This window comes from Mesorhizobium sp. M1409 (genome assembly GCF_040317535.1).
GTDB lineage: Bacteria > Pseudomonadota > Alphaproteobacteria > Rhizobiales > Rhizobiaceae > Mesorhizobium.
In genome coordinates this window covers 13,391-40,014 of the sequence record NZ_JAMYKV010000022.1, presented here as the reverse complement: position 1 = coordinate 40,014, position 26,624 = coordinate 13,391, and the positions used below count along the sequence as shown (strand labels likewise).

The window sequence follows — 26,624 nt, the reverse complement described above, 5'->3', positions numbered from 1 at the left end:
TTTTACCGACCGCGGCGGGTGTGATGGCGGGTGCCGCAATCGCTGCCGCGATGCTCTTCCCGGCGCAGGCCTTGGCGGCGGAGGAACACGGTCTGCCCGGCGCCGTGATGTCGCTGTGGTGGGCGCTGCCCTTTGCCGGGCTGCTGTTGTCGATCGCCACTGGTCCTCTGCTCTTCCACCATGTCTGGGAGCATCACTACGGCAAGATCGCAGCCCTGTGGGCCGCTCTGGTGATCGTGCCGCTGGCCCTTGCCTTCGGCGTCCCCTCGGCGACCGAGGCGGTGTTGCATGCGGTGCTCACCGAATACATGTCGTTCATCATCCTGCTGTTTGCGCTGTTCACCATTTCGGGCGGCATTCTCGTCGCCGGCAACATTCACGGCACGCCGCTGGTCAATGCCGGGCTGTTGCTGGTCGGCGCACTACTCGCCTCGGTCATCGGCACGACCGGCGCCTCGATGATCCTGATCCGGCCGATCCTGCGCGCCAACGACAACCGCCCGTTCAACGCCCATGTCGTGATCTTCTTCATCTTCCTGGTCTCCAACATCGGCGGCTCGCTGACCCCTTTGGGCGATCCGCCACTGTTCGTCGGTTTTCTCAGAGGCATCGACTTCTTCTGGACGACCGCCAACCTCTATCGCGAGACGCTGTTCGTCGGCGGTGTCGTGCTGGCCGTCTTCCTAGGCATCGACATCGTCCTGCACCGGCGCGAGGCTGGCGCGCCGAAGATCAAGGATCCGACACCGGATACGAAGGTGCGCCTGCGCGGCCTGGCCAACGTTCCACTGCTGGCCGGCGTGATCGGTGCCATTCTGCTGTCGGCGGCCTGGAAGCCGGGCGTGAGCTTTTCCGTCCTCGGCGTGAGTCTCGAGCTGCAGAACCTGGCGCGTGACGCCATCATCCTGGCGCTCGCCTTCCTTTCGCTCGCCGTCTCTTACAAGAGCCACCGCGAGGCGAACGGCTTCAATTGGGGACCGATCGCGGAAGTCGCAAAGCTGTTCGCCAGCATCTTCATCTGCATCGTGCCGGTCGTCGCCATCTTGAGAGCCGGACATGACGGCGCGCTGGCGCCCTTGGTCGCCCTCGTCTCCTCGCCCTCGGGCGCGCCCAGCGACATCGCCTATTTCTGGCTGACCGGGGCGCTGTCGTCTTTCCTCGACAATGCGCCGACCTATCTGGTGTTCTTCGAGCTTGCCGGCGGCGATCCACGGCACCTGATGACGGAATTCGCCTCGACCTTGGCGGCGATCTCGGCCGGCGCGGTGTTCATGGGCGCCAACACCTATATCGGCAATGCGCCGAACTTCATGGTCTACGCCATAGCCCGCCATCGCGGCGTCAGGATGCCGGGCTTTTTCGGCTATATGGCATGGTCCGGCCTTGTGCTGATCCCGACATTCCTGATCGCGGGTTTTCTGTTTTTCGGCTGATCAACCGACACCGACGTAGCGGCGCACCGCCGACGGATCGGCGCGCAGCTCCTCGACATCGACCGTCTCGCGATTGCGGCCGTTTTCGATGAACGCAACGCGGTCGGCGACGGACAGCACGGCATCGACCCGTTGCTCGACCAAAATGGTCGAAACGTCCATGTCACGCAGCTTCGACACCGTCTCGCGGATCTTGGCGATCATCGACGGCATCAGGCCCTCGGTCGGCTCGTCGAGCAGCAGCACCCCCGGCTCCAGGCAAAGCGCGCGCGCCATCGCCAGCATCTGCTGCTCGCCGCCGGACAGCGTGCCGGAGCGTTGCCGCAGCCGCTGGCGCAGCAGCGGGAACAGGTCGAGCACGTTTTCGCGCGTCGCCTTGCCCTTGCCGCGCGCCATCAGCCCGATCTCGATGTTTTCCGCCACCGTCATCTCGGCGAACAGCCGCCTTCCCTGCGGTACATAGGCGACCCCGGCCCTGGGCACCTCGTGCGCCGGCAGTCCTGTCAATTCCTGGCCGTCGAGCCTTATCGAGCCGGCGCTTGAGGGAACCAGCCCCATGATGGCCTTGAGCGTCGTCGTCTTGCCGGCGCCATTGCGGCCGAACAGGCACAGCACCTCGCCTTTGTTCAGCGTGAGGTCGAGGCCATAGAGCACCTGCACTTCGCCATAGAAGCAGTCGAGCCCCGAGATGCTGAGTGCTTTAGACTTAGGTTCAGCCTTGTTTGTTTCGGTCATGGGGCGGTCCCCAGATAGGCTTCCTGCACCGCGGCATTCTCGCGGATCGCCTCGGGCGTGCCTTCGGCCAAGATCTTGCCGGCATTGAAGACGGTGATGCGGTCGGCCAGTTGCATGACGACAGGCATGTTGTGCTCGATCAGAAGCACGGTGGCGTTTTCAGCGATCTCGCGCACCAGAGTGATGAAATTGTCGATCTCGCTGTCAGCAAGGCCTTGCGTTGGCTCATCGAGAATCAGCAGGCGCGGCTTCAGCGCCAGGCCCATCGCCACTTCCAGCAGGCGCTGATGGCCGTAGGACAATTGCCCGGCCGGCATGTGGGCGCGATCGGCCAGCCCCGTGCGTTCGAGCGCCGCCATGACGCCGGCCCGCACCGCACCCTTCGAGCGGCCGTCGCTCAAAGTCCGCTGCACCGGCAGCGCGACATTGTCGTAGGCGGAAAGATTGGCAAAGACGCTGGTGATCTGGAACGTGTAGGCAATGCCCTTGCGGACCCTGATATAGGCCGGCTGGCTGGTGATGTCGGTGCCATCGAAGACGATCATGCCGGAAGACGGCTGGATGCGGCCGCTGACCAGGCTGACGAAAGTGGTCTTCCCCGCCCCGTTGGGGCCGATGACGGCGCGGATTTCGCCCGGCATCAGCTCGAAATCGACGCCGTCGACGGCACGCAGGCCGCCGAAGTTGCGCGACAGACCCTTGGTGGTCAGAAGCGGCATCATGGCAGCCATCCGAGCCAACGCTGGCGGATGCTGCCCAGAATGCCTTTCGGGAAAAACAGCACCAGCAGGATCAGCGCGATGCCGACGATCAGCAGATAGGCCGAGGTGTAGCCGCTGGTGATGTCGATGACATAATACATGAACAGCGTGCCGACCAGCGGCCCGAGCGTCGTGGCCGCACCCCCGAGCAGCACCCACAGCAGCGGCAGGATCGAATACTGCACAGAGGAGAAGCTCGATCCGACATAGCCGAACAGCAGCGCATAGGCGGCGCCCGAGGCAGCGCAGATGGTGCCGGAGATGACGACGGCGGCAAGCTTGTTCGAAAACGTATCGTAGCCGAGCATCTTCGTCCGCTCCTCGTTTTCGCGGATGGCGACCAGCACGCGCCCATATCTGGAGCGGACGATGGCGAGAGTGACGAGTAGCACGAGCGAAAACAGGCCGAGCGCCGTCATGTAGCGCACGGTCGGATTGGTGAGATCGAGCGACGTCGCGCCGAAGCTGAGCACCCGCGCCGGCTGCGGCACGACCATGCCCTGGTCGCCGCCGGTCCATGCCGCGAAATAGAGGATGAGGAGATAAAAGACCTGGGCGAACATCATGGTGACGATCATGAAGGCGACACCCGTGGTGCGCAGTGCCAGCAGGCCGATCGCCAGTGCCAGGACAGCACCGCTGGCAATTCCGCCTAGGAAAGCCAATGGTACGCTCCAGCCGAGCTGGATGACGGCAAGGCCGGCGCCATAGAGCCCGGCGGCAAAGAACATGGCGTGGCCGAGGCTGAGCAGGCCGACATAGCCGAACAGCATGTTGTAGCCCATGGTGAAGACCGCCAGCACCATGATGCGGGCGAGCAGGCCGTGATAATAGTCCGGTAAAAGGAAGCTCAGCACGAAGAGCAGCGCGATGACGCCGAGATGCAGTGCGTAGGCTTTTGCCGGCGAGGCTTCGCTCATCGCGATGCCGTCCCGAACAGGCCTTGCGGCCGGAACACCAGCACCATGGCCACCAGCAGCGTGGCGATGATCCTGGCCAGCGTCGGCGAGAAGAACATCGAGATGATGCCGTCGGACAGGCCGATCAGCACGGCGGCGACGACGGTGCCGCGCAGCGAACCGAGGCCACCGATGATGACGACGATGAAGGACAGCAGCAGCGGGTCCTGCCCCATCAGATAATGCGCCTGGCTGATCGGCACGATCAGCACCGCGGCGATAGCCGCCAGCATGGCTCCAAGCGCGAAGACGCCGCCATAGACGCGGCCGACGGGAATGCCGAAGGCCTGCGCCGTCTCGCTGTCATACTGCGTGGCGCGCATGACGAGGCCGATCTTGGTGCGCGTCAGCACCAGCCATGTCGCGAGCAGCAGCAGCGCCGAAGCGGCGATGATCGATAGCTTGTAGCCGGAGTAGCCGAACCAGGGCAAAAGGATGCGGTAGCTGAACGGCGGCTCCACCGGCCGCGCCTCCGGCCCGTAGAAGGTCAGCGCCAGCTGCTGGATGATATAGAGCATGCCGATGGTGGCGACGATGGTGGCTTCCGGATTGTAGTTGAGCCGGCGCAGCACCAGCCGTTCGGCGACCAGCGCTATGGCGCCGACGATCAGCGGCGCAATCACCAGTGCCGCCAGGAAGCCGAGCGCCGGATGGCCCCCGATCGCCGTGGTGATCGCCCAGGCGAGCACGGCGCCGAGCATGAAAAACTCGCCATGCGCGACATTGACCACCCGCATGACGCCGAACACCAGCGACAGCCCAAGCGCGGTCAGCGCCAGCACCGCCGACGTGACGAGGCCTTCGAGGGCGGCGAGGAGGAGATGGGGACCAAAGTGCATCGGCTACACCCCAATGGGTGCGCGAGGCACCCCCCTCTGCCCTGCCGGGGATCTCCCCCACAAGGGGGGAGATTGGCAGTACCTGCGACGGCGCCTTAGCGCCGTCGTCGGTAGTTGGCGAAACCCGCCGTGACATCCAATCTCCCCCCTTGAGGGGGAGATGTCCGGCAGGACAGAGGGGGGTGGGCCGAAGGGCACTGCGCTTAAAGGACCAAGCCTACAGCGCCTGCGTCGTATAGTCCCCCTCGGCTTCGTAAAGCCCGTCCTCGATCTTGGTCTTGTGCACGACCTTCAACTTGCCGCCTTCGACCTTGGAGATGTTCTGGATGCCAAAGCACTGGTGGATCTTGCCATTGAAAGTTTTGGGTCCCTGCGGATGCTCGGGGCCCTCGGCGAATTCGGTCAGGGCCTCGGTGGCCTCGACCAGCTTGGCGCGGTCTTCCGGTCCCTTGTAGCCGGCATCTTCCATCGCCTTCTTGACGACGTAGAGCGTTTCCCAGCAGCCGAACATGTGCGCGGCGGTCGAGACGTCCTTTGGGTCGCCGACGGCGGCACCATTGTCGTCGATGCCGACGGCGGCGCGATAGGCTTTCTGCGCCTCGGAATCGTCTGGCTGCGCATAGCGCGGCGAGCCTTCCCAGAAATGGCTGCCGTCGAGGAATTCGAGGCCGGGGCTGTTGATGTCGGTGGCTTCGAGCGAATCGATGAAGCCGAACAGTTGCGGCCGGTTGGAGCCGTAGAACTCGCCGAGCTCCTTGACGAAGGTGAGCACGGCCGGGCCGACCATGACGTGGTAGATCACCTCGGTCTCGGCCGGGATCTGCGGAAAGTACTTGGTGAAGGACGATTCCGTCGGCGGAATAGCGATCTGCGCGATGACCTCGGCGCCTTGCGCCTTCAGCGCCGGCGGCAGGTAGTCGCGATGGTCGTAGCCGAAGGCGAAATCGGGGAAGATCTGCGTCACCTTCTTGCCGGCATTGGCCGCGATCCACGGCGCCATCGACTGGATCTGGCTCTTCACATCGGTGATGCCGGGCTGGAAGACGTAACGGTTCAGCTTGGTCGAGGCGACGTGGTGGCCTTCGCTGACGACGAAATAGGGCATCTTGTTTTCGCCGGCGGCGGGCGCCGAGCCGATGACGACATGCGAGAACAGCGTGCCGAAGACGATGTCGGTCTTGTGCTGGGTGGCGAACTTCCCGACCACCTCGGCGCCACGGCCGGGATCGGTGCCGTCATCCTCGATAATCACCTCGACCTGACGGCCATTGATGCCGCCGGCGGCGTTGATCGCCTTGACCGCGGCGGCGGTGGTCTTCTCGTACCAGCGGCCATAGGCGGCGCCGATGCCGGTGCGGTGCGACTGGAAGCCGATCTTGATCGGCGCCGAACTCTGCGCCTGGGAATAGCGGACGAAGCCCGGTGCGACGGCGAGGCCGGCGCCCGCGGCCAGACCCTTCAGCGCCGTGCGGCGGCTGAGGGCGGTCTTGGAGAGGTCGAAAAATCCGTTCTTGTCAGCCATGTTCGTTCCCCTGTTTTTTTAGTGTTGACCAACGATTAAGGCGCTTCGGCATCCTCGCTCAGAGGACGTAAAAAATTGCATGTGTACAAACTAAATCACCAAAGCCTTGATGTGGCAAGCGAGCTTCTCCAGCGACATTCGAGGCCGCCTTTTTCTCATCCGACGGTCGGCGTGGCAAGCAACCAGAGGCCGAAGACGGTATAGGCGATCATCAGCAGGGTAAGCGGGAACTGGCTGAGTGCCGCAAGGGAGGGCTGCGGGTGCAGGCGCCAGGCGAAGCCGTGGGCGACGAGGACGGCGAGCACATGGCCTGATATGATGGTGCCGGCCTGGACATTCCACAGCCACCACGCCGAGTCCGCCCCGGCAACGATGCCGGCCTCGATCCGCATGTCGGCGGTGCCGAACAGGTTCCAGTCCTGCGCGAACGGGTCGGAAAGTGCCGCAAGCGCATATTGGCTGTCGACGAGCAGCGCCGTCAGATAGTGCGCGACATGATAGGCAAGCGCGATCGGCACGATCGACCACACCAGCAGGCCAGCCGCCTGTCCAAGAGTTTGATCGCTGCCGGCGAGACGCTGGCCGAGCCAGACGGCAAGCAGGAACACCGCCGCCAGCAGCACGAATGTCAGGACGAGCCCGAGAGTGCCGCTGCCGATAACCGCGGTGCGGCCGGGAAATTCGAGCGGGTTGATGCCGAACAGGCCGAGCCAAAAGAAGGTTTTCGACAGGCCGTCGAAGGAAACGGATGACAGGGCCAGCAGCAGGAAGGCAATGCCGCTGGTCGGCAACGGCTCGGCGGCCAGTAGCTTGGCGCCCGGCCAGCACAGGCCAAGCCGGCCGTTCTCGTCGCGCTCGACGATAGCGAAGCGTGCCACTAGCGAAAAGAAGACCGTCAGGAATTCGCCGCCGCGGCTCCAGGCGCGATAGCCGAATGCCAGCATCGCAAGGAAAGAGAACAGCCAGTAAAGGCCCACGATCCAAGCCAGCCGCGCCGGATCGTCAGGCGCCGGATCGATGAGTTCGAACCAGGCAAAGGCGACAAACAGTATCACTGCCGGCCAGTAGCCAAGCCATCGCGGGAGTCGCCACCTTCCCCCGTCGTCCCCGCCCAACAGGTGCGAGACGAGGCGCCACGGACCGTACCACGGGTTAAGCCATGACCAGAGATCGCCGAAGACGCCCTGCAGCAGCGTGGTGCCAGCCCATAGAAGGGTCCAGATCACCAGTGGCAGCGGGTTGGAGAGCGGGTCTCGACTGCCGAACAAGCCGGCGGTGACGGGGATTGCAAAGCCGGCAAAGGATATCAGGCTGACGGCAGTGCGGGCGCTGTCACTGAAGGTGAATAGCGGCAGGCGCCGGCGCCAGAAACGTCCAAGCGAATCCGCTGGCAGCAGTGCCAGGACGAGGAAGCTGACGGCAACGGCAAAGGCGCCGCCGGCCAGATAGTAGCCGGTTGGCAGGAGCAGGACGTGGCCGCGATCGGAGGCGTGGGCGAAGGCCGGGGTGGGTGAGATGAACCACAGGGCCGCAAGCAACAAGGCAAACGACCGACGATGGCGTTCGGTGGCGAAGGAACTCATCCTATCCAAGACTGCCATCTTGGCTGCCGCGGCCACCCCTCACACCTTGACCAGTTGCTCCACGCGGTCCTTTTCACCGAAGATGCGCAAATACCGCTCGATCTCGTCCTCGTCGCCGGTTGCCTTGGCCGGGTTGTCCGACAGCTTGACCGCCGGCCTTCCATTGGCTTCGGTGACCTTGCAGACCAGCGAGATGGCGTCGAGCCTGTTGGTTTCGGTCGGCGCGCAGCCTTCGAAATCATTGGTCAAATTGGTGCCCCAGCCGAAGGACATGCGCACCTTGCCCTTGAAGTGGCGGTAGGTCTCTTCGATTGTCTCGACCTCAAGCCCGTCGGAGAAGATCAGCAGCTTCTGGCGGGGATCCTTGCCCTTGTCGCGCCACCACGACAGGATCTTCTCGCCGCCCTCGATAGGCGGCGCGCTGTCGGGGCGGAAGCCGGTCCAGTCGGCCACCCAGTCCGGCGCGTCGCGCAGGAACGACGCGGTGCCGAAGGCGTCGGGCAGCACGATCAGCAGATTGCCGCCATAGTAGCGCTGCCAGTCCTGCAGCACCTTGTAGGGCGACTGTTTCAGCTCTTTTTCCGAATTGGCCAGCGCCGCGAACACCATCGGCAGCTCATGCGCGTTGGTGCCAAGCGCTTCGAGGTCGTTGTCCATCGCCAGAAGCACGTTGGAGGTGCCGGTGAATGCCTCGCCGATGCCTTCCTTCAGCGCTTCGACGCACCAGCGCTGCCACAGGAAGGAATGGCGCCGGCGCGTGCCGAAGTCTGAGATGCGGATGCCGGGCAGCGCTTTCAGCCGCTCGGTCTTGGCCCACATCTTGGCCTTGGCGCGCGCATAGAGCACATCGAGCGCGAACGGCCCGAACGCCCGCATGGCCGCGCGAGATCGGAGTTCGTTGATGATCGCCAGCGCCGGGATCTCCCACAGCGTGGTGTACATCCACGGCCCGCTGAAGGTCAGTTCATATTGCCTGTCCCGCTTCGACAGCTCGTATTCGGGCAGCCGGAAGCCTTCCAGCCAGGCGAGAAACTCCGGCTCGAAGATCTGCTTGCGGCCGTAGAAATTGTTACCGGCGAGCCAGATCATCTCCTTCTTGGAGAAGCGCAAGGTGCGGGCATGATCGAGCTGTTCGCGCAATTCGCCTTCATCGATCTCGTCGGCCAGCCGCACAGAGGTGGTGCGGTTGATCAGCGAGAAGGTGGTCTCGACCTTGGGGTACATGCCCCAGATCATCTGCAGCATCAAAAGCTTGTAGAAATCCGTGTCGAGCAGGCTGCGCACGATCGGATCGAGCTTCCAGGTGTGGTTGTAGACCCGCCGCGCAATATCGGTCTTAGCCATGTTTCAACACCGCCTTTGCTGCCTGCAATCCACAACCGCGACAGGCCTCATAGCATCGAATTGGCAAAAACGCTGCCCGGTTTCAGGCTGGCCCGACAAAAAGAGAACCCTGCGGAGACGGAACATCACCGACGGCCACCGCAAGCCGTTGTCAGGTCCCGGTCTTGGCACCGATGACCCTGAGCGCCGGACGCTTGCGGCGGCTGACGATGCGGCCCGCCACCGGTGCGTCGGCGCGGCCGTCATCTTGCGCCTTCTCGGCGAACAGCCAATCGATGAACAGCTGAACGATCGGCGTCGCCCTCATCTCGTTGCGGCAGACGACATAGAAATCGTCGACCGCCGGCACCGACAGACTGAACGGCGCAACCAGCATACCCCTGGCCAGCAGCGCACTTGCCGTCACCGAATCGCCCAACGCCACGCCATGGCCATGCACCGCCGCCTCGGTCGCCACGCGTGCATCGCCAAGGTGATGGCGGCGGCCCCGCTCCAGGTCCAGCGCATCGGCGGCCGCCAGCCATGTGTGCCATTCGCGGCCATCGTCGCCATGCAGGAAGACATGGTCGGCGAGATCCCTGACGCCGCGGATCGGACGGTTGTTGATCAAGGTCGGGCTGACCACGGGAAACAGTTCGAGGCCCGACCATTTGCGCATCCAGCAGTCGGCCCAGCTGCCGTCGCCATAATGCACGCAGACGTCGATATTCGGCGCCCGCAGATCCTTAGGGTCGTTGGAGGGGATAAGCGTCAGCCTTATGTCGGGATATTGCGCCATGAAACCGCCGAGCCGCGGTGTCATCCACAGCAACAGCAGCGCCGGCACGCAGGAGACTGAAAGTGTGCCGCTGCTCGCCGGCCTTGTCATGCGCTGGGTGGCGGCCGCGATGCTGTCGAAGGCCGTCGAGACCGCAGGCAAGAGTTCGGCGCCGTGTGGAGTCAGTTTGACCCGCTGACCGACCCGCTCGAACAGCTTGACGCCGAGCGACTGCTCGAGTGCCTTGATCTGGTGGCTGATGGCGCCATGCGTGACGTTCAGTTCACCCGCCGCCTTGGTCAGCGAGCCATGGCGAGCCGTTGCCTCGAAGGCACGCAGTGGATTGAGAGGCGGCAGCCGGTTGGCCATGAGCATCCATTTCAGCACGATCCCGAAAAGTGGAGGCCGGTTTTCGGACGGGATCGTGCTCAGGGTTGATTGTGAGATTTTCTCACAGAGAGCAGCCTAACATTATCATTTGATTTTTCAATGCGGCTGCCAGACACTTGAGCTCGGAACAGCTTCAAGACGTGAAATCTGCAGGCAGCCAGCGCGACAGCGACCCGGCCGGATGATGGTCGGCTCGCCAGGCATCGCCAACGGTCGCACTGCATCAGCCCGGCAGGAGGAGCGGATATGGGATACGATCGCGGCAAGCTCGACGCGTTGCGTCGCAAATATGGCGAAAGCCATGGCGGCGAAATGTTCGACCCGAAATTCCGCAAGGTCGCCGACAAGATCTTTTCCAAGAGCGGTACACGGCTGGCGCCCTATTCCGGCATCCCGACCTTCCTCGCCGCGCCCTACCGCGAAATAGCGGCCGACAATCCGGATTTCGGCGATTTGCAGGTGGCCATGATCGGCGTGCCGATGGATCTCGGCGTCACCAACCGGCCGGGCTCGCGCTTCGGGCCAAGGGCGCTGCGCGCCATCGAGCGCATCGGCCCCTACAATCACGTGCTGGAATGCGCGCCTACGCATGAGCTCAGGGTCGCCGACATCGGCGATACGCCGTTCCGCAGCCGCTATCGGCTGGAGGTCAGCCATGAGGATATCGAGCGCCGCACCAACCAGATCGTCGATGCCGGCGTCATTCCATTGTCTGTGGGCGGCGACCATTCGATCAGCCATCCGATCCTGAAGGCCGTCGGCAAGAAGGCTCCGGTCGGGCTGATCCACATCGATGCCCATTGTGACACCAGTGGCCTGTTCGACATGACCAAATTCCACCATGGCGGGCCGTTCCGCAACGCCGTGCTCGACGGCGTGCTCGATCCGACGCGCACGATCCAGATCGGCATTCGCGGCTCGGCCGAATATCTGTGGGAGTTCACCTACGAGTCCGGCATGACCGTCGTCCATGCCGAGGAGGTGACCGGGCTCGGCATTCCCGCCATCATCGAGAAGGCGCGCAAGATCGTCGGCGACGGGCCGACCTACGTTTCCTTCGATATAGATAGCATCGATCCTGCCTTCGCGCCCGGCACCGGCACGCCGGAAGTCGGCGGGCTGACGACACGCGAAGTGCTCGAACTGCTGCGCGGCCTGAAAGGTCTCAACATCGTCGGCGGCGACGTCGTCGAGGTGGCGCCGCAATACGACGCCACCACCAACACGGCGCATGCCGCCGCACAGGTGCTGTTCGAGATCCTGAGCCTGATGGTGTTCAGCCCAGCGATAACAGGCAAGGCAGCCTGACGTTCAGAAAAAGCAAAGGCGGCCGCCGTGCTGGAGCCGGCGGCCGTATCAAACAAACAAAGCGTCCAGACAGGGGAATGACAATGACGATCCGAAAGACATTTACCTCAATCGCCGCCGTGCTGATGCTTGGCACGACCGGTTTCGGCCTTGCAATTCAGGCGGCCAACGCCGATGCGCTGGCGGATATCACCAAGGCCGGCAGCATCAATGTCGGCGTCTTCGCCGATTTCCCGCCCTTCTCCTCGGCCAGCGCCGATATGAGTCTCAAGGGCTATGACATGGACGTCGCGCAATACATCGCCGACACGCTCAAGGTGAAGCTCAACCCCGTCGCCGTCACCGGCCAGAACCGCATTCCTTATTTGAACGACCATCGCGTCGACCTCTTGATGAGCGTCGGCTATTCGAAGGAACGCGAGCAGGTCATCGACTTCGCAGTCGCCTACGCGCCCTACTATATCGCCGTGATCGGTCCGGCGGCACTTTCGGTCAAGGGCAAGGAAGACCTCGCCGACAAGTCGATCGCCGTCAACCGAGGTACGCTGGAAGACACCTCGCTCACCGAGGCGGCGCCGGCGTCCGCCGACATCAAGCGCTTCGACAACTATAATTCGGTGATCCAGGCCTTCATCTCCGGCCAGACCCAGCTGATGGTCGTCGGCAACGATGTCGGCGCGCAGGTGCTGGCCAAGCAGGACGCGCTGAAGCCGGAGCAGAAGTTCCAGCTCCTGACCTCGCCCTCGCATATCGGCCTCAACAAGAATGAGGACAGCCTGAAAAAGGCGGTCAACGACGCCGTCGTCAAGATGCTGGCGGACGGCAAGCTGGACGAAAGCTCGAAAGCCTGGCTGAAGACGTCGCTCAATCCCGACAATCTCAAGGATTGAGTTTCCGTGGCCTTCGCCTGGCTTCCAGGTGCTGTCGGCGATATCGCGCGCGGCGCGGCCACGACGATCCTGTTGATCGCCGTAACCACGCTGGCGGGAACGTTCCTCAGCATCCTGGGTGCCGCGGGACGCCGCAACGGCCCGGTGCTGCTCAAGCGGGCTATCGCCTGGTATGTCGAGATCATCCGCAACACGCCGTTCCTGGTGCAGCTGTTCTTCATCTTCTTCGGCTTGCCCAGCCTCGGCATCAGGCTCGATCCGGTGCTTGCCGCCATGTTGGCGATGACGCTCAACATGGCGGCCTACACCATCGAGATCGTCGGCGCCGGGCTTGACGCCGTGCCCGGCGGACAGACGGAAGCAGCGCTCGCGCTGGGCTTGAGGCCACGCCAGGTCTTCATCAAGATCGTGCTGCCGCAGGCGCTCAAGGTGATCTTCCCGGCGCTGACCAGCCAGATCGTCATCATGATGCTGGAGTCCGCCGTGGTGTCGCAGATCGCGGTGCGTGAACTGACCTACGAAGCCGACATGCTGCAGGCGCGCACCTTCCGCTCCTTCGAGACCTATCTTGTCGTGACGATGGTCTATCTCTTGATGTCGATGGCCTTGCGCCGGCTGCTGGTCACCGGCGGACGCCGCGTCCTGGGGGCCGGCGTGTCATGATCGAATTCACCTTCTGGGACATCGTGCGCAACCTGCTGCTCGCCGCCCGCTGGACGGTGCTGCTGTCGCTGGGTGCCTTCATCGGCGGCGGCATCGTCGGCCTGATCGTGCTGTTCTTCAGGATCGCTGAGAACAAGTGGAGCCGGCGCATTGCGTCCGGCTACATCGCCCTGTTCCAGGGGACGCCGCTCTTGATGCAGCTGTTCCTGATGTTCTTTGGCCTGCCGATGCTGGGCCTGCGCATCGAGCCATGGACGGCGGCGGTGCTCGGCCTCACCTTCTTCGCCAGTGCCTACCTCGCCGAAATCTGGCGCTCCGGCGTCGCCGCGCTGCCGTTAGGCCAATGGGACGCCGGAGCCAGCCTCGGCCTGCACTACCTGCAGGAGCTCAGACTGATCATCCTGCCGCAGGCGTTTTCGATCACCCGCGCGCCGACTGTCGGCTTCCTGGTGCAGCTGATCAAATCAACCGCGCTTACCTCTATCATCGGCTTCGAGGAGTTGGTGCGAACCTCCAACGCCATCAACAACGCCACCTTCGAACCGTTCAAGGTCTACGGGCTGGTGGCGCTGATCTTTTTCGTCATGTGCTTTCCGCTGACACAATACGCGCGCAAGCTCGAGAAGCGGGCGGCATTACACTGAGCGGAAGGCATGTTGTGTTGACCACCACCTGCGGGACGACAGGATTCGTCAGCTTTTGACCCAAGTGGTCTCTCACAAGTGAAGGCGCGCACGATATGGACGAGGCGACCTTCGCGAACGGCGACATCTACAAAGTGCCACGGACCCGATGGTGACCTTGGCCTCAAATCCCAGCTTGACTAGAGTTGGCAGTATGCTGAACGCCATTCACCACGTCGCGTTGATCTGCACCGACTACGACCGGTCGCGACGGTTCTACGTCGAACTCCTCGGCCTCGATCTGATCCGGGAGGTCTATCGGGAGGAGCGGCGGTCATGGAAGGCGGATCTGCGGATCGGGTCGGTCCAACTGGAATTGTTCTCCTTCCCCGCACCAGCGATGCGGCCGTCCCATCCAGAGGCGACAGGCCTGAGACATCTGGCATTTGCCGTGGCGAGCCTTGATCCCGTAATTATGCGCCTGGAAGCCGCGGGCGTTGCCGTTGAGCCAATCCGGATCGACCCATATACAGACCAACGGTTTACCTTTTTCAGGGACCCGGATGGATTGCCGCTGGAACTCTACGAAGCCCCATAAGGAACGGTTCGCCTTCGCGACGGGCGCCGTGTACTGACGGTCTCATCGGTATCGGCGGAGCCGCGAATCTGTGCTAAGCCGCCGCCCAAACCAACCAAAGGACGACACCAGTGAGCGAACCAACCGTGGCCGAGGCGACCGAGAGCATCTATGCCTCGCTCCGGGCGGACAATGCCGACATCGACGCACATATCGCGACGCTTAAGGCGGCGCTGACACGAGAGGGGATAAAACAGGCGGTGTTCGATCCGACCAAGTTGGCGCAGAACAACCGTTCGGGCCGCAAATTGATGCAGGCTTATTTTCGGCAGCGTGGCGTGAGCGTGAGGTTTTCGGACCAGTAGAACCGCGCGCATGTCGGATGTTCGAGGCGGCGACAGACATTCTCAGAAATCGACGTTCGTTCAGCTTCGCCAGCAGTATCCGTTACGAATCGTACACTGAAGGTCGGTATAGCGCGTGGATGACCGAGGCTGGATTCCGGGATATCTCCGACGCTTCGGGCCTTCACATTTGACCGGCTCAATAACAGCTATCTGCCGCCGCAAGTGCTTCGGCACGGTGAGCTTCGTCCAATGCGCCAATCCGTCGGACCGACGCATAGAACCTGATATAGTCGCCCGAACACAAGTCGAACAGGCGGAGAAACGCCGGAACCTGTTCCCCGTACACGGCAGTCGCGGCGAGCTTCGCGTTGTTGATTGGGGAAGCGAACCAGGCATCGTATCCCCGGTATCGGCCCCAGCGCCTGTCGCGCATGTATCGGTAGCGCATCCGCAGCCGTTCAATCGCGGCCGTCTTTGCGGCCAGCTTTTGCTCCGAGGTGCCGGAGTTGGAATAGACTTGCGTTAACTCGTCCCGGGTCTGCGAGACAAGCGCAAGAAATCCGGTCTTGCGCCTCCGGGCAGCTTCGTAACGGCGCAATGCGGCGGTATCACCAGCCGCGTGCAGCCATTTTTTCACGCCGGTTGTTTCGACGGCGACAGCGAACGCCTCGTTGAATGCGGAATCGTCGTGCACGTAGACGCGCTGGTGGGCCAGTTCATGGAAAACCAGCCCTGCAAGATAGGTTTCATCCTCGCCGAACATCGTGCTTAGCAGCGGGTCACTTGACCAGCCAAGCGTGGAATATGCAGTGATGCCAGTCACATAGACGTCCATGCCCTGTTCTCGAAGTTCGACTGCGATTTCAGTCGCGGACTTCTTGGAAAAATATCCTCGGTAGGGCACGCAGCCGAAAACGGGAAAACACCATGTTCGCGGCGTCAGCGAGAATTCCGGCGCGGCGAAGACAGCCCATGTCACCGAGTCCCGACCGATATCAACATAGCTGCGGTAGCTATTGTTGTCGGGCAGCGCCAGTTCATCTGTTGTAAACTGTCGTATGGCACTCGCCGATGCCATTCGGGCGCGCAATGCCTTCGGCGTCGAAGGTTCCTCGATCAGTCTCCCGACATCCTTGCGCGCCGTCATGATCCGCAGATGACCGTTCACGGATTGCGCATAGTAGGAAATGCCGGTGCAGCCGGTTACGACGGACACCAGGATCATCGAAGCAACCAATCGAAAAAATGCGCGCTTCACGGCTTGCCCCTAGCACTGGTCACACGTTCCTAGAGCAGATGTCGCGCTTGCCGCCTGTCTCACGCAGTCACACCAGTCCATCCATGTCCGAGATGAGGGTGTAGGTTAGACCTTCGTCCTCGGCAAGATTGGCATGATACGTCATTGGCCATTAAGGAGGGAACCGCCCATATCCCCGCGGGTAGCAGAACGCCAGCTTTCTGCTCCCCGATGTTAGGACAAACAGCCGCCGAGCCGGCGGCCGTCCGTTTCAATGACCAAAGGCGAGCGGCGGTGCCAGGCGATCCCGCCGCAGCCAGCGCGCCAGAAGCAGCGCCGCCACCACGGCAAGCCCCGACGACAGGCCGATCCAGATGCCGACGCCGTGGAAGCCGAAATGGAAGGCGAGCAGCACGCCGAGCGGCAGGCCGACGCCCCAATATCCGATCGCGGCATAGATCATCGGCACCTTGGTGTCGTGCAGGCCGCGCAGCATGCCGGCGGCCACGGCCTGCGCGCCATCGAAGACCTGGAACAGTGCTGCGAAGGCGAGAAACGACACGGCAAGCCCGATCACCCTGGCATTGGCCGGATTGCCCAGATCGATGAAGGCGCTGATCAGCGGATGCGGCCACAGGATCATCACCAGCCCCATCAGCGCCATGAACGAGACGCCGATGACGAAGGCGGTCCAGCCGGCGCGGGAAACGCCTTCCGGATTGCCGGCGCCGTGCGCAAGCCCGACGCGCACCGTTACCGCCTGGTTGAGGCCAAGCGGCACCATGAAGCTGATCGAGGCGATCTGGATGGCGATGGCGTGCGCGGCCAGCGAATCCGCGTCGATCAGACCCATCAGCAGCGCTGCCGCATTGAAGATCGTCACCTCGAAGGCGAGGAGGCCGGCAATCGGCAGGCCGAGCCGCAGAAGGCCCCTGAAGCGCGGCCAGTCGGCGCGCCAGAAGCGCCCGAACAGACGGTAGCGCCGGAACTTCTTCTCCAGCATCACCACGACAGCCATGCCGACGAACATCAGCGTGCTGGACAGCGAGGTGGCAAGGCCCGAGCCGGCAATGCCCATCGAAAGCACACCGAGATTGCCGAACATGAACACCCAGTTGAAGAAGACGTTGCAGGCGACGGCGACGAAGACGATGACCAGCGCCCAGCCCGGCCGTTCCAGCGCCGAGATGAACGAGCGCAGCACGATATAGCCATAGAAGGGCAGCACCGCCCATTCGAGCCAGCGCAGATAGACACCCGCCTCATGGGCGAGCGCCGGATCCTGGCCCATCGCCAGCAGAATGGCCTCACCGTGCCAAAGCACGAGCCAGATCGGGATCGAGATCAAAATCGCCAGCCACAGGCCCTGGCGCACGGTGCGGCGCAGGTCGCGCACCGAATGGCCGCGGCGGCCGAGCTCGGTCGCGATCATCGGCGAGGTCGCCAGCATCAGGCCAAGCCCGAAGATCAGCGGCATGAAATAAAGGTTGGCGCCAAGCGCGCCGCTGGCCAGCGTACCAGGCCCCAGACGACCCATCATCATGACGTCGGTGGCCGTCATCGCGGTCTGGCCGAGATTGGTCAGCACCATCGGCCAGGCGAGCGCCAGCGTCGCCATGATTTCCTGACGCCAAAGATTTTCCGGCACGCGAGCGCCGGCTTCGAACGCAGACATTGTCCTGCTCTTTCCAGTTGCGGCGCGTCGGCAAAGAGCCGGAAGCCGCATTCAAACGGCAAAACCTTCGGTTTCGCGGCGTTTGCGCCAGCTTTTGGACGAAACGCGACATGAAGGCAAGAGAGGAGGAGCGGGAACAGATTGAGCCAGCCGGAATACTCGGACCACCATTGGTTGCCGCCGAGATGCATTTCACATGCGGGCAATCGGCTGCTACGGATTGCATGGACGGTGCGACGGCAGATTCCCGATTTTTCAGGAGGCAGGATGCAGTTCAGGCGCAGGAAGAACACGGCCGCGATCCCGCGGACAGCGCCGTCCTTCGAACACATCGTCACCGAGGCGAGCGAAAGTTTCCTGTGGCGGCTCGACGACTATCCCTGGGAGCGCAATGTCTGGAACTTCCATCCGGAATACGAGATCCACCTGCTGCGAAAATCCTCCGGCGTGGTTCTGGTCGGCGATCATATCGGCGAATTCGGGCCGGGCTACCTGACCATCGTCGGTGGCGGCCTGCCGCATGACTGGGTGACCGCGGTGCAACCGGGAGAACTGATCGAAGGCCGCGACATCGTCCTGCAGTTCGATGCGCAGAGGTTGCGCGGGTCGGCAGGCCTGTTGCCGGAATTGCGCGAACTGGAACCGTTCCTCGAACGCTCGCTGCGCGGCATGGTCTTTCACGGCCGCACCGCGCTGGACGGTGCCGACATCATGGAGCGGATGGGTGAGGTTAGCGGGCTGAACAGGTTCTGTCTTTTCCTGAATCTCGTCGATCTTCTCGCTCGCACCGACGAATACGAATTGCTGTCGTCGCCGGATTTCTCGCCGGTTCTCGATGCCGCCTCGCTGGACATCATCCAGCGCACGTTGACCTATCTGTTCCAGCATTTCGCCGAGGATCTGAAGCTGCCTGAGGTTGCGGAACTGGCCGGAATGACGGAGAGCACGTTTTCGCGGTTCTTCCAGAAGAACACCGGCAACAGCTTCAGCGACCACCTTGCCAAGCTCAGGCTCTGGCAGGCCTGCAAGCTTTTGGCGGACACCGATATTGCGATCACCGACATCTGTTTTCAGGTCGGTTACATGAACATCTCGAACTTCAACCGCGCCTTCATGCGCAAGCACAAGATGACGCCGTCATCTTATCGCCGGCTGTCGAGGCAGCGGCTGACAATGCGCGCATAAGCGCGTCCTGAAATATCCTTTCAGACCAAATCGATACTCATGTGACAGGCTTCGTATCGCGGCGCCGGTTTTTGCATCGCACAATGCATAAAAGTACAGGTCTGCTGCAACGAGGCTTCTAGCAAGCCTCCTCGCAACTCCGCATTTTAGCGACGGGTGGCATTGTCACTCGGGCGATGGTGAGGATCGCGTAGCCCGAGGACTTCCGCTTCCTGCGAATTGTTCCTGGAGGAGAAAAGATCATGAAACCAGTTCGGCTTGCTGCCAGCCTTGGCGCAGCTTTTATGCTTTCCACTACCGTTTCCACCATCGCCTTGGCGCAGGCGCCGGTCTGCTCGGCGCCGGTCAAGGTGCTGGCGCAGCCACGTGACGGCCTGACGCTTCTGGAGGACTCCAAGGACGAGTTCCAGAAGTTGAGCGGCGCCAGCTTCCAGATCGATTATCTGAACGAGAACGACCGCCGGGCGAAATCGCGCGCCGATGCGTCCACCGTCGGCAATTACAACGTCTACTATGTCGACGAAGCCAACGTCGCCTTGTTCGCTTCGTCGAAATGGATCGTGCCGCTCACCGACTATTATCCGGCGGACTACGACTACGCCGATTTCGATCCGGGCCGCCAGAAGGTCGCCACCTATGACGGCAAGGCCTGGTTCGCGCCGCTGACCGGCGGCGGCGACCTGATGGTTTACCGCAAGGATATTCTGGAGGCGGCCGGCATCCAGCCGCCGAAGACGCTGGACGAACTGATCGCCGACGTGCCGAAGCTGACCAATCCGGACAAGGGCATATATGGCATCGCATTGCGCGGCGCACGCGGTTCGGGCGCCAATGTCTGGCGCTGGATGCCGTTCTTCAAGGCCTATGGCGGCCAGTGGTTCGACGGCGACAAGCCAGCCTTCAACTCGGATGCCGCCGTGAAGGCAACCGAAACCTACCTGAAGCTGTTCAAGGATTCGGCGCCCGGCACGCAGACCGGCAGCTGGGATGAATCGACCGGCGCGTTCCTGTCTGGCCAGGTTGCCATTCTCGTCGAATCGACGCCGCTGTCGGGCATGGCTGTCGATCCCAAGACCTCGCAAGTGGTCGGCAAGATCGGCTTCCTGCCGCCGCCGTCGCCGCTCACCGGTGGTGGCTACGGCCATGGCCTCGCCATCGCGGCAAAAGCCAATGCCGATGATGCGTCGAAGAAATGCGCGGGCCTGTTCATCGCCTGGGCGACGTCGAAGGAAAACGAGAAGCGCCGGCTCGACGCGCACCAGTTCGGTGAACTGAACCGCACCAGCGTCCTGTCCAGCAAGGAATTCGCCCACATCTACGGCGCCGATCTCGGTCAGGCGCTGGCCGAGACAGGCAAGGTCACGGCGGTCAACTTCTGGCAGGATCCGCGCTGGCCGGATCTTGGCGATCGCTGGGGCATCATCCTCGAGGAACTGGTCACCGGCACCCGTACCGACGTCAAGGGCGGCCTCAGCGAGCTTGAAGCCTATGCCAACGAGCTGGTGAAGAAATAAGCCATCCTCCCCCCGCGGCGCGCGGTCCGCGGCATTCAAGCGAATGTCGGGACCTGTGCGCCGCGGGTCCTCCCTTCTCACCACCGCCGTTTGAGCCGGACATCGCGCGAAAAGGCCCAGCCATGTTCAATCGCCCGAGACGCAGCCAGGGATAGACAGATGCCTCGACGCTCTTCCTTGCCGGTCACCTTCGTCGTCCCGACGCTCGTCATTCTTCTGGTCCTGTCGATGGTGCCGACGCTCTACGCGATCGTCATCGCCCTGCAGGACCGCGAGCTCTCCTCGACGGCCTATTCCTATGTCTGGTTCTCGAATTTCTATGACCTGTTTTTCGACCGCCGCTTTCTCAATGCCGTCTGGGTGTCGGTGAAGTGGGAGGTCGTCACCGTTGTCGCGACCATGACCGTGGCGATCGGACTGGGCGTGCTGATGTTCGAGGTCGCGTCGCCGCGCCTGCGCAACATCTATTGCCTGCTGTTCATCATCCCGGTCCTGTTGCCGCGTGTCTCGGCTGCTTTCGTCTGGAAGTTCGCCTACCATCCGCTCTACGGTATCGCCACCTACCCGTACAGGCTGCTGACCGGTGGGCTGATCTTCGACCCGCTGTCCAAGCCGGCGACGGCATTGTTCGCCGTCGCCTCGGTCGATGTCTGGCAATGGGGCCTGTTCTTCGCCGTCATCGTGCTGAAGCTGCTGGAGACCTTGCCGCCGCAGCCGATCGAGGCGGCACGGCTCGATCACGCCAGGCGCTGGCAGATCCACGCCTATGTGACCTTGCCGATGCTGAAGGCGCCGCTGATCAGCCTGATGTTCGTCAAGATGATCGAGTCGCTGCGCTCCTTCGACCTGATCTATGTGATGACCCGCGGCGGACCGGGCGTGGCGACCGAAACGCTCGACATGTACGCGTTCTCGCAAGGCTTCATTGAGTCCGGCAAGGTGTCCTATGCCTCGGCGATGGCCGTGCTGATGATGATCGCCACCGTCATCACCTTCACCATGCTGTGGAAGCGGGTGCAGGCATGAGACCACATCGCATGAGACCGGGCCGCCTTATCGGTAAGGCCGTGCTGGCCTTCGCCGGCTTCATGGCCGTGTTTCCGCTGCTGTGGACGGCCCTCAATTCGCTTAAAAACAATGTCGATATCATCACCCGCGTTCCGCGCGTGGTGTTCACGCCGACGCTGGCCAACATCAGCTACATCATCGGCCGCGACAGCGTCATGACCGGCCTCTACAACTCGGTGATCGCCTGCGGCGTCGCGGTGCTGGTCGGCGTGGTGCTTGGCCTGCCTGCCGCCTATTCGGTGGCGCGCTATCCCAACCGCTGGGCCGGCGACATCCAGTTCTTCGTGCTGTCGCTGCGCTTCCTGCCGCCGGTTGCGGTGGCCATCCCGCTGATGGTGATCTGGCTGCAGCTCGGCCTCTACGACACGCTCGCCGCGCTGATCGTCACCTATTCGCTGCTCACCATCTCGGTGATCATGTGGCTGGCCATTCCTGCCTTCCAGAGCGTGCCGAAGGAGGTCGAGGAAGCCGCCTTCGTCGACGGCTACGGCGCCTATTCGGTGTTCTGGCGGATCGCGCTGCCGGTCGCGGCGCGCTCGCTGATCGGTGCGGTGGCGTTTAGCTTCGTGCTGGTCTGGAACGAGTTCCTGATCGCGCTGATGCTATCCAGCTCCAATGCCAAGACCTTGCCGATCGTCGCCTCGGAACTGTCCCAGCAAGGCATGAACGTGCCGTGGGGCATCCTCAACGCCTCGGTCGTGCTTTTGTCGCTGCCGCCGCTTTTGTTTCTCGGCGTGCTCAGCGGCTTCCTGAATTCCGTTTTCCGGCAAAAAAAGACTTGAAGCGAGGACGAGACATGCGGGCTTTGGTGCTTGAGAAGAAGGGCGAGCTGGCCCTGCGCGAGATTGCGTTGCCGCTCGATGTCGGGCCGGACGACGTCAGGATCGCCATCCACACGGTCGGTGTCTGCGGCAGCGACGTGCACTACTACACCCATGGCGCCATCGGCAGCTACGTCGTGCGCGCGCCCATGGTGCTTGGCCACGAAGCGTCCGGAACGATCGTCGAAATTGGCGCCAATGTCAGGACGCTGAAGGTCGGGGATCGCGTCTGCATGGAACCGGGCGTGCCGAACCTGTCATCGCGGGCAACAAAACTCGGCATCTACAATGTCGACCCCGACGTAAGCTTCTGGGCGACGCCGCCGGTGCATGGCATTCTTGCGCCGCAAGCCGTCCATCCGGCCGCGTTCACCTACCGGCTGCCGGACAACGTCTCCTTCGCCGAAGGCGCGATGGTCGAGCCCTTTGCGATCGGCATGCAGGCGGCTTCCCGCGCGCGCATCGTTCCGGGCGACGTGGCGGTTGTCGTCGGCTGTGGCCCGATCGGCATCATGATCGCGCTGGCAGCCCTTGCCGGCGGCTGTTCGAAGGTGCTGATTTCCGACTTCTCCGCCCCCAAGCTCGAAATCGCGGCGCGCTATCCGGGCATCGTCCCGGTCAATATCGGCGAGCAATCGCTGGTCGATGCGGTGGCTGAGGCGACCGACCATTGGGGCGCCGATATCGTGTTCGAGGCCAGCGGCAGCCCGAAGGCGTTCGCCAATTTGTTCGAGGTCGTACGCCCTGGCGGCGCAGTGGTCCTCGTCGGGCTGCCGGTGGAACCGGTGGCGCTCAACGTGCCGGCGGCCATATCGAAGGAAGTGCGCATCGAGACGGTGTTCCGCTACGCCAACATCTTCGACCGTGCCTTGCAGCTCATCGCCTCGGGGAAGGTCGACCTCAATCCGCTGATCACCGGCACCTATCCTTTCGACGACAGCATCGAGGCCTTCGAGCGCGCGGCCGCGGCGCATCCGGAAGACGTCAAGCTGCAGATCCTGATTTCGAGCGAGAAGGACTGACCGAAACATGTCCGCGATTACCTGCTCCAATATCGAGAAATCCTATGGCGCCACGACCGTCATCCGCGACCTGAACCTCGCCATCGAGGAACACGAATTCGTCGTCTTCCTCGGCCCTTCCGGTTGCGGCAAGTCGACCTTGCTGCGCATGCTGGCGGGGCTGGAGGACATAAGCGGCGGCGAGGTCTCGATCGGTGGCAAGGTGGTCAACGACCTCGACCCTGGCGACCGCGGCATTGCCATGGTGTTCCAGAACTACGCGCTCTATCCGCACATGACGATCTTCGACAACATCGCCTTCGGCCTGAAGCGGCAGAAGGTGGCGAAGGCGGAAATCCAGCAGCGCGTCGAGGCGGTCTCGAAGACACTGGGGCTGGATCCCTATCTCGGCCGCAAGCCGGCCGAACTGTCCGGCGGCCAGCAGCAGCGCGTGGCGATTGCCCGCGCCATGATCAAGACGCCGAAGGTCTTCCTGTTCGACGAGCCACTGTCCAATCTGGATGCCAAGCTGCGCAACCACATGCGCATCGAGATCGCCCGGCTGCACCAGTCGCTGAAGACGACCACCGTCTACGTTACCCACGACCAGTTGGAGGCGATGACGCTCGCCGATCGCATCGTTCTTTTGCGCGACGGCCGGATCGAGCAGATCGGCTCACCGGCCGAAATTTACGAGCGGCCTGGCAATCTGTTCGTCGCAGGGTTCATCGGGACGCCGAACATGAATTTCATCGACGTAGCCTTGGGGCGCAAGGACAACCGCTGGACCCTGACGAGCGCCGGTGCGGTTTTTTCGATCGAAGGCTCGCGCTTCAATCTGCAAGGCGTTGAGCGTGCGGTGCTTGGTATCAGGCCTCCGGATCTGAAGACCGCCGGCGCTGATGCCGGCAACCTTCTCGAAGGCACGGCCGATCTCATCGAGTTTCATGGCAACGACGCGCTGGTGATCTTTGGCTCCGGCGGCAAGGAAATCAGCGCGCTGGTGCCGACCCGCGAATGCCCCGCCGTCAACAGCCATGTCCGCTATGCGGTCGACGAAACGAGCATTCACCTGTTCGATGCGAAGTCCGGCATGTCCCTGCTGAGACAGTAGTCCGACTTACCTACCGGATCGCGTCCAGCATCTGCCGCTGGCGGTGCATCTCAAGGAAAACCTTGTAATCGCGGTCGAAGCGCCCTGCTGATTTCGGGTTCGAGGCACGCGTCCTGCCGCCTTGCTGCATGGCCAAACAGGCCGCATTGAGGTCGGGGAACAGCCCGGCCGCGGTTGCCGCGACCATGCCGGTGCCGAGCAGCACCGCCTCGTCGGCCAGCGGCTCGATGACCGCGCAGCCGGTGGCGTCGGCATAGAGCTCCATCAACAGCGGATTCTTGGTATGGCCGCCGGTAACATGCAGCGTGTCGATCAGGTAGCCGTTCTCGTTCAGCGCCTCCAGCACGTGGCGCACGCCGAGCGCGATGCCGACGGCGGTGCGCCAGTAGAGCTTGCACAGGCTGTCGAAGGAGGAGTCCAGCGTCAGCCCGCTGACGACGCCGACGGCATGCGGATCGGCGAGCGGCGAACGGTTGCCGTGGAAGTCGGGCAGCACATGCAGCCTTGCGGCAATGTTTTCACCCTCGGTGGCGCGCAGCTCGGCGACGCGCCTGGCGATCTTTGCATGCATGGCGGCATCCGGCTCGCCGCCGGCTCCGTGCCAGCGAATGATGTGGTCGAGCAGGGCGCCGGTTGCCGACTGGCCGCCTTCCGACAGCCACAGCTTAGGCAGCGCCGCGCCGTAATACGGCCCCCAGACGCCGGCGAAGGGCTGCGGATCGGGCGACATCGCCATGACGCAGCTCGACGTGCCGGCAATCAGAGCTAGGTGCCGGCCGATATTCTGTTCGTCGCCGGCAAAGCCGCCGAGCACGCCAAGCGCGCCGGCATAGGCATCTATGACGCCGGCGCCGACCCGGCATTTTTCGCTCAGGCCAAGCTCCGCCGCCGCCTGCGCCGTCAGCTGGCCGATATCGCTGCCGACCGGGCTGGCCCTCTCGGGCAAATTGCCATGTTCGAAAAGATCGTCGAGGCCGATGAGCTCGAAGAAATCACGGCGCCAACCCATCTCCTCATGCGCCAGATAGGTCCATTTGGCGGTCAGCGTGCATTGCGAGCGGGCCACCGAGCCTGTCGCTTGCCAGGTCAGGAAATCGGTGAGGTCGAATAGATAGCCGGCTTCATTCCAGGTCTTGGGCAGGTTCCGCTTCAGCCACATCAGCTTCGGCGTCTCCATTTCCGGTGACATGACGCCGCCGACATAGTCGAGCACGGCATGGCCGCTTGCCGTGCATTCGTCGGCCTCGGCAATGGCCCGGTGGTCGAGCCAGACGATGGTGTCCCAGCGCCTGTCGCCGGTGGTCGAGACGCTCAGCTGGCCGCCTTGCCGATCTCGCACCACCAGCGAACAGGTGGCGTCGAAGGAAATACCGACGACATCCTCGGCGGCGACGCCGGCCTTTTCGCGGGCAGCGCGCACGGCGGCGCAGACCGCCGACCAGATATCGCGCGAATCATGCTCGGCGTGATCGGGCTTCGGCTGGTTCATGACGATCGGCCGTTCGGCGCGGCCGAGCAAGGTGCCACTGGCGTCGAGAATGCCCGCGCGAGCGCTCCCGGTGCCGACATCGACCGCGCAAACGAATTGTTTCGTCAAGATGCTCTAACTCTCGCTCCCAGGCCTGCAATCAGATCGGGCAATTGCAGCATGTCAGCGAATATAAAGTCCGGTTCACTCGACGCAAGCCGCGCTTTCAATGTCGGGTTGCCGGCATGCGAGCCGCCGGTGAAGGCAAACACGCGCATACCCGCCGCCCGCGCGGCGGTGATGCCGGCCGGGCTGTCCTCGACGACGAGGCATTTGCGAGGTTGCGCCCGCATGCTGGCGGCGGCATGCAGGAACAGGTCAGGCGCCGGTTTTCCCTTGGCCACCATGGCGGCGCTGAACAGATGCGGCTCCATCAGCCCAAGCAATCCCGTGACGTCGAGCGCGTAACGGATGCGGTCGAGCGTACCCGAGGACGCGACACAGAACGGCAGCCCAAGCTTGGGCAGCATCTCCTTGACGCCGGCGATCGGCTTCAGCTCCTCGCGGAATTTGCGCATCAATTCGACGCGCATCTCGGTCAGGTGGCTGTCGGTGACGTCAAGTCCGAAGTCGCGGCCGAGGATCTCGCGCACGCTCTTCATGCTCTTGCCGAGGAAATGCTCGTAGGCGGCATCCTCACTGACGTTGCCGCCGGCCAGCTTGATCACGCCGAGCAGCGCCGAGACGGAGAGTGCCTCGCTGTCGACCAGCACGCCATCGCAGTCGAAGATGACCAGTTCAGGCGTCATG

At 63.0% G+C, this 26,624-nt stretch carries 25 protein-coding genes; 13 read left to right on the top strand and 12 right to left on the bottom strand.

The window, feature by feature from the left end; genetic code table 11:
- Window positions 1–23: 23 nt before the first annotated feature.
- The gene (locus tag NKG99_RS18240; protein ID WP_352870081.1) at window positions 24–1,433 is read left to right on the top strand and encodes a sodium:proton antiporter; all 1,410 of its coding nucleotides are present in this window, start codon (window positions 24–26) and stop codon (window positions 1,431–1,433) included.
- On the opposite strand, the gene NKG99_RS18235 is transcribed toward NKG99_RS18240, so the two are convergent.
- The 8 genes from NKG99_RS18235 to gcvA form a co-directional block, all read right to left on the bottom strand.
- The gene (locus NKG99_RS18235) at window positions 1,434–2,168 is read right to left on the bottom strand and encodes an ABC transporter ATP-binding protein (RefSeq protein WP_352870080.1); all 735 of its coding nucleotides are present in this window, start codon (window positions 2,166–2,168) and stop codon (window positions 1,434–1,436) included.
- On the bottom strand, window positions 2,165–2,890 hold the full coding sequence (locus NKG99_RS18230) for an ABC transporter ATP-binding protein (protein WP_352870079.1): 726 nt from the start codon (window positions 2,888–2,890) through the stop codon (window positions 2,165–2,167). Before NKG99_RS18230 ends, NKG99_RS18235 begins: the two co-directional genes overlap by 4 nt.
- On the bottom strand, window positions 2,887–3,849 hold the full coding sequence (locus tag NKG99_RS18225; RefSeq protein ID WP_352870078.1) for a branched-chain amino acid ABC transporter permease: 963 nt from the start codon (window positions 3,847–3,849) through the stop codon (window positions 2,887–2,889). Before NKG99_RS18225 ends, NKG99_RS18230 begins: the two co-directional genes overlap by 4 nt.
- Window positions 3,846–4,727: a branched-chain amino acid ABC transporter permease gene (locus tag NKG99_RS18220; protein WP_352870077.1), complete on the bottom strand. Its 882-nt coding sequence runs from the start codon at window positions 4,725–4,727 to the stop codon at window positions 3,846–3,848. Before NKG99_RS18220 ends, NKG99_RS18225 begins: the two co-directional genes overlap by 4 nt.
- Before the next feature lie 217 nt (window positions 4,728–4,944).
- Window positions 4,945–6,249: an ABC transporter substrate-binding protein gene (locus tag NKG99_RS18215; RefSeq protein WP_352870076.1), complete on the bottom strand. Its 1,305-nt coding sequence runs from the start codon at window positions 6,247–6,249 to the stop codon at window positions 4,945–4,947.
- Window positions 6,250–6,404: 155 nt separating this feature from the next.
- The gene (locus tag NKG99_RS18210) at window positions 6,405–7,832 is read right to left on the bottom strand and encodes a hypothetical protein (protein ID WP_352870075.1); all 1,428 of its coding nucleotides are present in this window, start codon (window positions 7,830–7,832) and stop codon (window positions 6,405–6,407) included.
- A gap of 39 nt (window positions 7,833–7,871) precedes the next feature.
- The gene (pncB, locus tag NKG99_RS18205) at window positions 7,872–9,176 is read right to left on the bottom strand and encodes a nicotinate phosphoribosyltransferase (RefSeq protein WP_352870074.1); all 1,305 of its coding nucleotides are present in this window, start codon (window positions 9,174–9,176) and stop codon (window positions 7,872–7,874) included.
- 151 nt (window positions 9,177–9,327) lie between these two features.
- The gene (gene gcvA, locus NKG99_RS18200; protein WP_352870073.1) at window positions 9,328–10,302 is read right to left on the bottom strand and encodes a transcriptional regulator GcvA; all 975 of its coding nucleotides are present in this window, start codon (window positions 10,300–10,302) and stop codon (window positions 9,328–9,330) included.
- Between the two features lie 267 nt (window positions 10,303–10,569).
- On the opposite strand from gcvA, the gene speB reads away from it, so the two are divergent.
- The 6 genes from speB (at window position 10,570) to NKG99_RS18170 (ending at window position 14,749) form a co-directional block, all read left to right on the top strand.
- Window positions 10,570–11,631, top strand: coding sequence for an agmatinase (gene speB / locus NKG99_RS18195; RefSeq protein WP_352870072.1), 1,062 nt, complete (start codon window positions 10,570–10,572; stop codon window positions 11,629–11,631).
- 83 nt (window positions 11,632–11,714) lie between these two features.
- The gene (locus tag NKG99_RS18190) at window positions 11,715–12,521 is read left to right on the top strand and encodes a transporter substrate-binding domain-containing protein (protein ID WP_352870071.1); all 807 of its coding nucleotides are present in this window, start codon (window positions 11,715–11,717) and stop codon (window positions 12,519–12,521) included.
- A 6-nt stretch (window positions 12,522–12,527) separates the two neighbouring features.
- Window positions 12,528–13,184: an amino acid ABC transporter permease gene (locus tag NKG99_RS18185; protein WP_352870070.1), complete on the top strand. Its 657-nt coding sequence runs from the start codon at window positions 12,528–12,530 to the stop codon at window positions 13,182–13,184.
- The gene (locus NKG99_RS18180) at window positions 13,181–13,828 is read left to right on the top strand and encodes an amino acid ABC transporter permease (protein ID WP_352870069.1); all 648 of its coding nucleotides are present in this window, start codon (window positions 13,181–13,183) and stop codon (window positions 13,826–13,828) included. The genes NKG99_RS18185 and NKG99_RS18180 overlap by 4 nt, the downstream gene beginning before the upstream one ends.
- 193 nt (window positions 13,829–14,021) lie before the next feature.
- A complete protein-coding gene (gene gloA2 / locus NKG99_RS18175) occupies window positions 14,022–14,405 on the top strand; it encodes an SMU1112c/YaeR family gloxylase I-like metalloprotein (protein ID WP_352870068.1) in 384 nt (127 codons plus the stop codon).
- 110 nt (window positions 14,406–14,515) lie between these two features.
- On the top strand, window positions 14,516–14,749 hold the full coding sequence (locus NKG99_RS18170) for a hypothetical protein (RefSeq protein ID WP_352870067.1): 234 nt from the start codon (window positions 14,516–14,518) through the stop codon (window positions 14,747–14,749).
- Window positions 14,750–14,927: 178 nt separating this feature from the next.
- On the opposite strand, the gene NKG99_RS18165 is transcribed toward NKG99_RS18170, so the two are convergent.
- Together NKG99_RS18165 and NKG99_RS18160 are read right to left on the bottom strand one after the other, a co-directional pair.
- Complete coding sequence (locus NKG99_RS18165; RefSeq protein ID WP_352870134.1) at window positions 14,928–15,956, bottom strand: aminopeptidase; 1,029 nt, start codon at window positions 15,954–15,956, stop codon at window positions 14,928–14,930.
- 283 nt (window positions 15,957–16,239) lie between these two features.
- Window positions 16,240–17,643 (bottom strand): MATE family efflux transporter, encoded by a 1,404-nt coding sequence (locus tag NKG99_RS18160; protein WP_352870066.1) that lies wholly within the window; start codon window positions 17,641–17,643, stop codon window positions 16,240–16,242.
- Between the two features lie 267 nt (window positions 17,644–17,910).
- On the opposite strand from NKG99_RS18160, the gene NKG99_RS18155 reads away from it, so the two are divergent.
- The 6 genes from NKG99_RS18155 to NKG99_RS18130 all read left to right on the top strand — a co-directional run bounded on the left by NKG99_RS18155 (window position 17,911) and on the right by NKG99_RS18130 (window position 24,346).
- On the top strand, window positions 17,911–18,828 hold the full coding sequence (locus NKG99_RS18155) for an AraC family transcriptional regulator (RefSeq protein ID WP_352870065.1): 918 nt from the start codon (window positions 17,911–17,913) through the stop codon (window positions 18,826–18,828).
- A gap of 242 nt (window positions 18,829–19,070) precedes the next feature.
- Window positions 19,071–20,342, top strand: a complete 1,272-nt coding sequence (locus NKG99_RS18150; protein WP_352870064.1) for an ABC transporter substrate-binding protein — start codon at window positions 19,071–19,073, stop codon at window positions 20,340–20,342.
- 159 nt (window positions 20,343–20,501) lie between these two features.
- Window positions 20,502–21,368 carry a carbohydrate ABC transporter permease gene (locus NKG99_RS18145; protein ID WP_352870063.1) on the top strand — a complete coding sequence of 289 codons (867 nt, stop codon included), beginning with the start codon at window positions 20,502–20,504 and terminating at the stop codon, window positions 21,366–21,368.
- Between the two features lie 11 nt (window positions 21,369–21,379).
- Window positions 21,380–22,192, top strand: coding sequence for a carbohydrate ABC transporter permease (locus NKG99_RS18140; RefSeq protein WP_352870062.1), 813 nt, complete (start codon window positions 21,380–21,382; stop codon window positions 22,190–22,192).
- Between the two features lie 14 nt (window positions 22,193–22,206).
- Entirely contained in the window at window positions 22,207–23,253 is a 1,047-nt protein-coding gene (locus NKG99_RS18135; RefSeq protein WP_352870061.1) for an NAD(P)-dependent alcohol dehydrogenase, read from the top strand.
- Window positions 23,254–23,260: 7 nt separating this feature from the next.
- Complete coding sequence (locus NKG99_RS18130; RefSeq protein ID WP_352870060.1) at window positions 23,261–24,346, top strand: ABC transporter ATP-binding protein; 1,086 nt, start codon at window positions 23,261–23,263, stop codon at window positions 24,344–24,346.
- Window positions 24,347–24,356: 10 nt separating this feature from the next.
- Here NKG99_RS18130 and NKG99_RS18125 read toward each other — a convergent pair whose 3' ends face one another.
- Both NKG99_RS18125 and NKG99_RS18120 read right to left on the bottom strand, forming a co-directional pair.
- A complete protein-coding gene (locus NKG99_RS18125; protein ID WP_352870059.1) occupies window positions 24,357–25,943 on the bottom strand; it encodes an FGGY-family carbohydrate kinase in 1,587 nt (528 codons plus the stop codon).
- The gene (locus NKG99_RS18120) at window positions 25,940–26,623 is read right to left on the bottom strand and encodes an HAD family hydrolase (RefSeq protein ID WP_352870058.1); all 684 of its coding nucleotides are present in this window, start codon (window positions 26,621–26,623) and stop codon (window positions 25,940–25,942) included. Before NKG99_RS18120 ends, NKG99_RS18125 begins: the two co-directional genes overlap by 4 nt.
- Window position 26,624 lies beyond the last annotated feature (1 nt).

Bases quoted from the DNA above. Each gene is read 5' to 3' on its own strand.
- NKG99_RS18240 (WP_352870081.1), top strand. From the start codon at position 24: ATGGCGGGTGCCGCAATCGCTGCCGCGATGCTCTTCCCGGCGCAGGCC.
- NKG99_RS18235 (WP_352870080.1), bottom strand. From the start codon at position 2,168: ATGACCGAAACAAACAAGGCTGAACCTAAGTCTAAAGCACTCAGCATC.
- NKG99_RS18230 (WP_352870079.1), bottom strand. From the start codon at position 2,890: ATGATGCCGCTTCTGACCACCAAGGGTCTGTCGCGCAACTTCGGCGGC.
- NKG99_RS18225 (WP_352870078.1), bottom strand. From the start codon at position 3,849: ATGAGCGAAGCCTCGCCGGCAAAAGCCTACGCACTGCATCTCGGCGTC.
- NKG99_RS18220 (WP_352870077.1), bottom strand. From the start codon at position 4,727: ATGCACTTTGGTCCCCATCTCCTCCTCGCCGCCCTCGAAGGCCTCGTC.
- NKG99_RS18215 (WP_352870076.1), bottom strand. From the start codon at position 6,249: ATGGCTGACAAGAACGGATTTTTCGACCTCTCCAAGACCGCCCTCAGC.
- NKG99_RS18210 (WP_352870075.1), bottom strand. From the start codon at position 7,832: ATGAGTTCCTTCGCCACCGAACGCCATCGTCGGTCGTTTGCCTTGTTG.
- pncB (WP_352870074.1), bottom strand. From the start codon at position 9,176: ATGGCTAAGACCGATATTGCGCGGCGGGTCTACAACCACACCTGGAAG.
- gcvA (WP_352870073.1), bottom strand. From the start codon at position 10,302: ATGGCCAACCGGCTGCCGCCTCTCAATCCACTGCGTGCCTTCGAGGCA.
- speB (WP_352870072.1), top strand. From the start codon at position 10,570: ATGGGATACGATCGCGGCAAGCTCGACGCGTTGCGTCGCAAATATGGC.
- NKG99_RS18190 (WP_352870071.1), top strand. From the start codon at position 11,715: ATGACGATCCGAAAGACATTTACCTCAATCGCCGCCGTGCTGATGCTT.
- NKG99_RS18180 (WP_352870069.1), top strand. From the start codon at position 13,181: ATGATCGAATTCACCTTCTGGGACATCGTGCGCAACCTGCTGCTCGCC.
- gloA2 (WP_352870068.1), top strand. From the start codon at position 14,022: ATGCTGAACGCCATTCACCACGTCGCGTTGATCTGCACCGACTACGAC.
- NKG99_RS18165 (WP_352870134.1), bottom strand. From the start codon at position 15,956: ATGATCCTGGTGTCCGTCGTAACCGGCTGCACCGGCATTTCCTACTAT.
- NKG99_RS18160 (WP_352870066.1), bottom strand. From the start codon at position 17,643: ATGTCTGCGTTCGAAGCCGGCGCTCGCGTGCCGGAAAATCTTTGGCGT.
- NKG99_RS18155 (WP_352870065.1), top strand. From the start codon at position 17,911: ATGCAGTTCAGGCGCAGGAAGAACACGGCCGCGATCCCGCGGACAGCG.
- NKG99_RS18150 (WP_352870064.1), top strand. From the start codon at position 19,071: ATGAAACCAGTTCGGCTTGCTGCCAGCCTTGGCGCAGCTTTTATGCTT.
- NKG99_RS18145 (WP_352870063.1), top strand. From the start codon at position 20,502: ATGCCTCGACGCTCTTCCTTGCCGGTCACCTTCGTCGTCCCGACGCTC.
- NKG99_RS18140 (WP_352870062.1), top strand. From the start codon at position 21,380: ATGAGACCGGGCCGCCTTATCGGTAAGGCCGTGCTGGCCTTCGCCGGC.
- NKG99_RS18135 (WP_352870061.1), top strand. From the start codon at position 22,207: ATGCGGGCTTTGGTGCTTGAGAAGAAGGGCGAGCTGGCCCTGCGCGAG.
- NKG99_RS18130 (WP_352870060.1), top strand. From the start codon at position 23,261: ATGTCCGCGATTACCTGCTCCAATATCGAGAAATCCTATGGCGCCACG.
- NKG99_RS18120 (WP_352870058.1), bottom strand. From the start codon at position 26,623: ATGACGCCTGAACTGGTCATCTTCGACTGCGATGGCGTGCTGGTCGAC.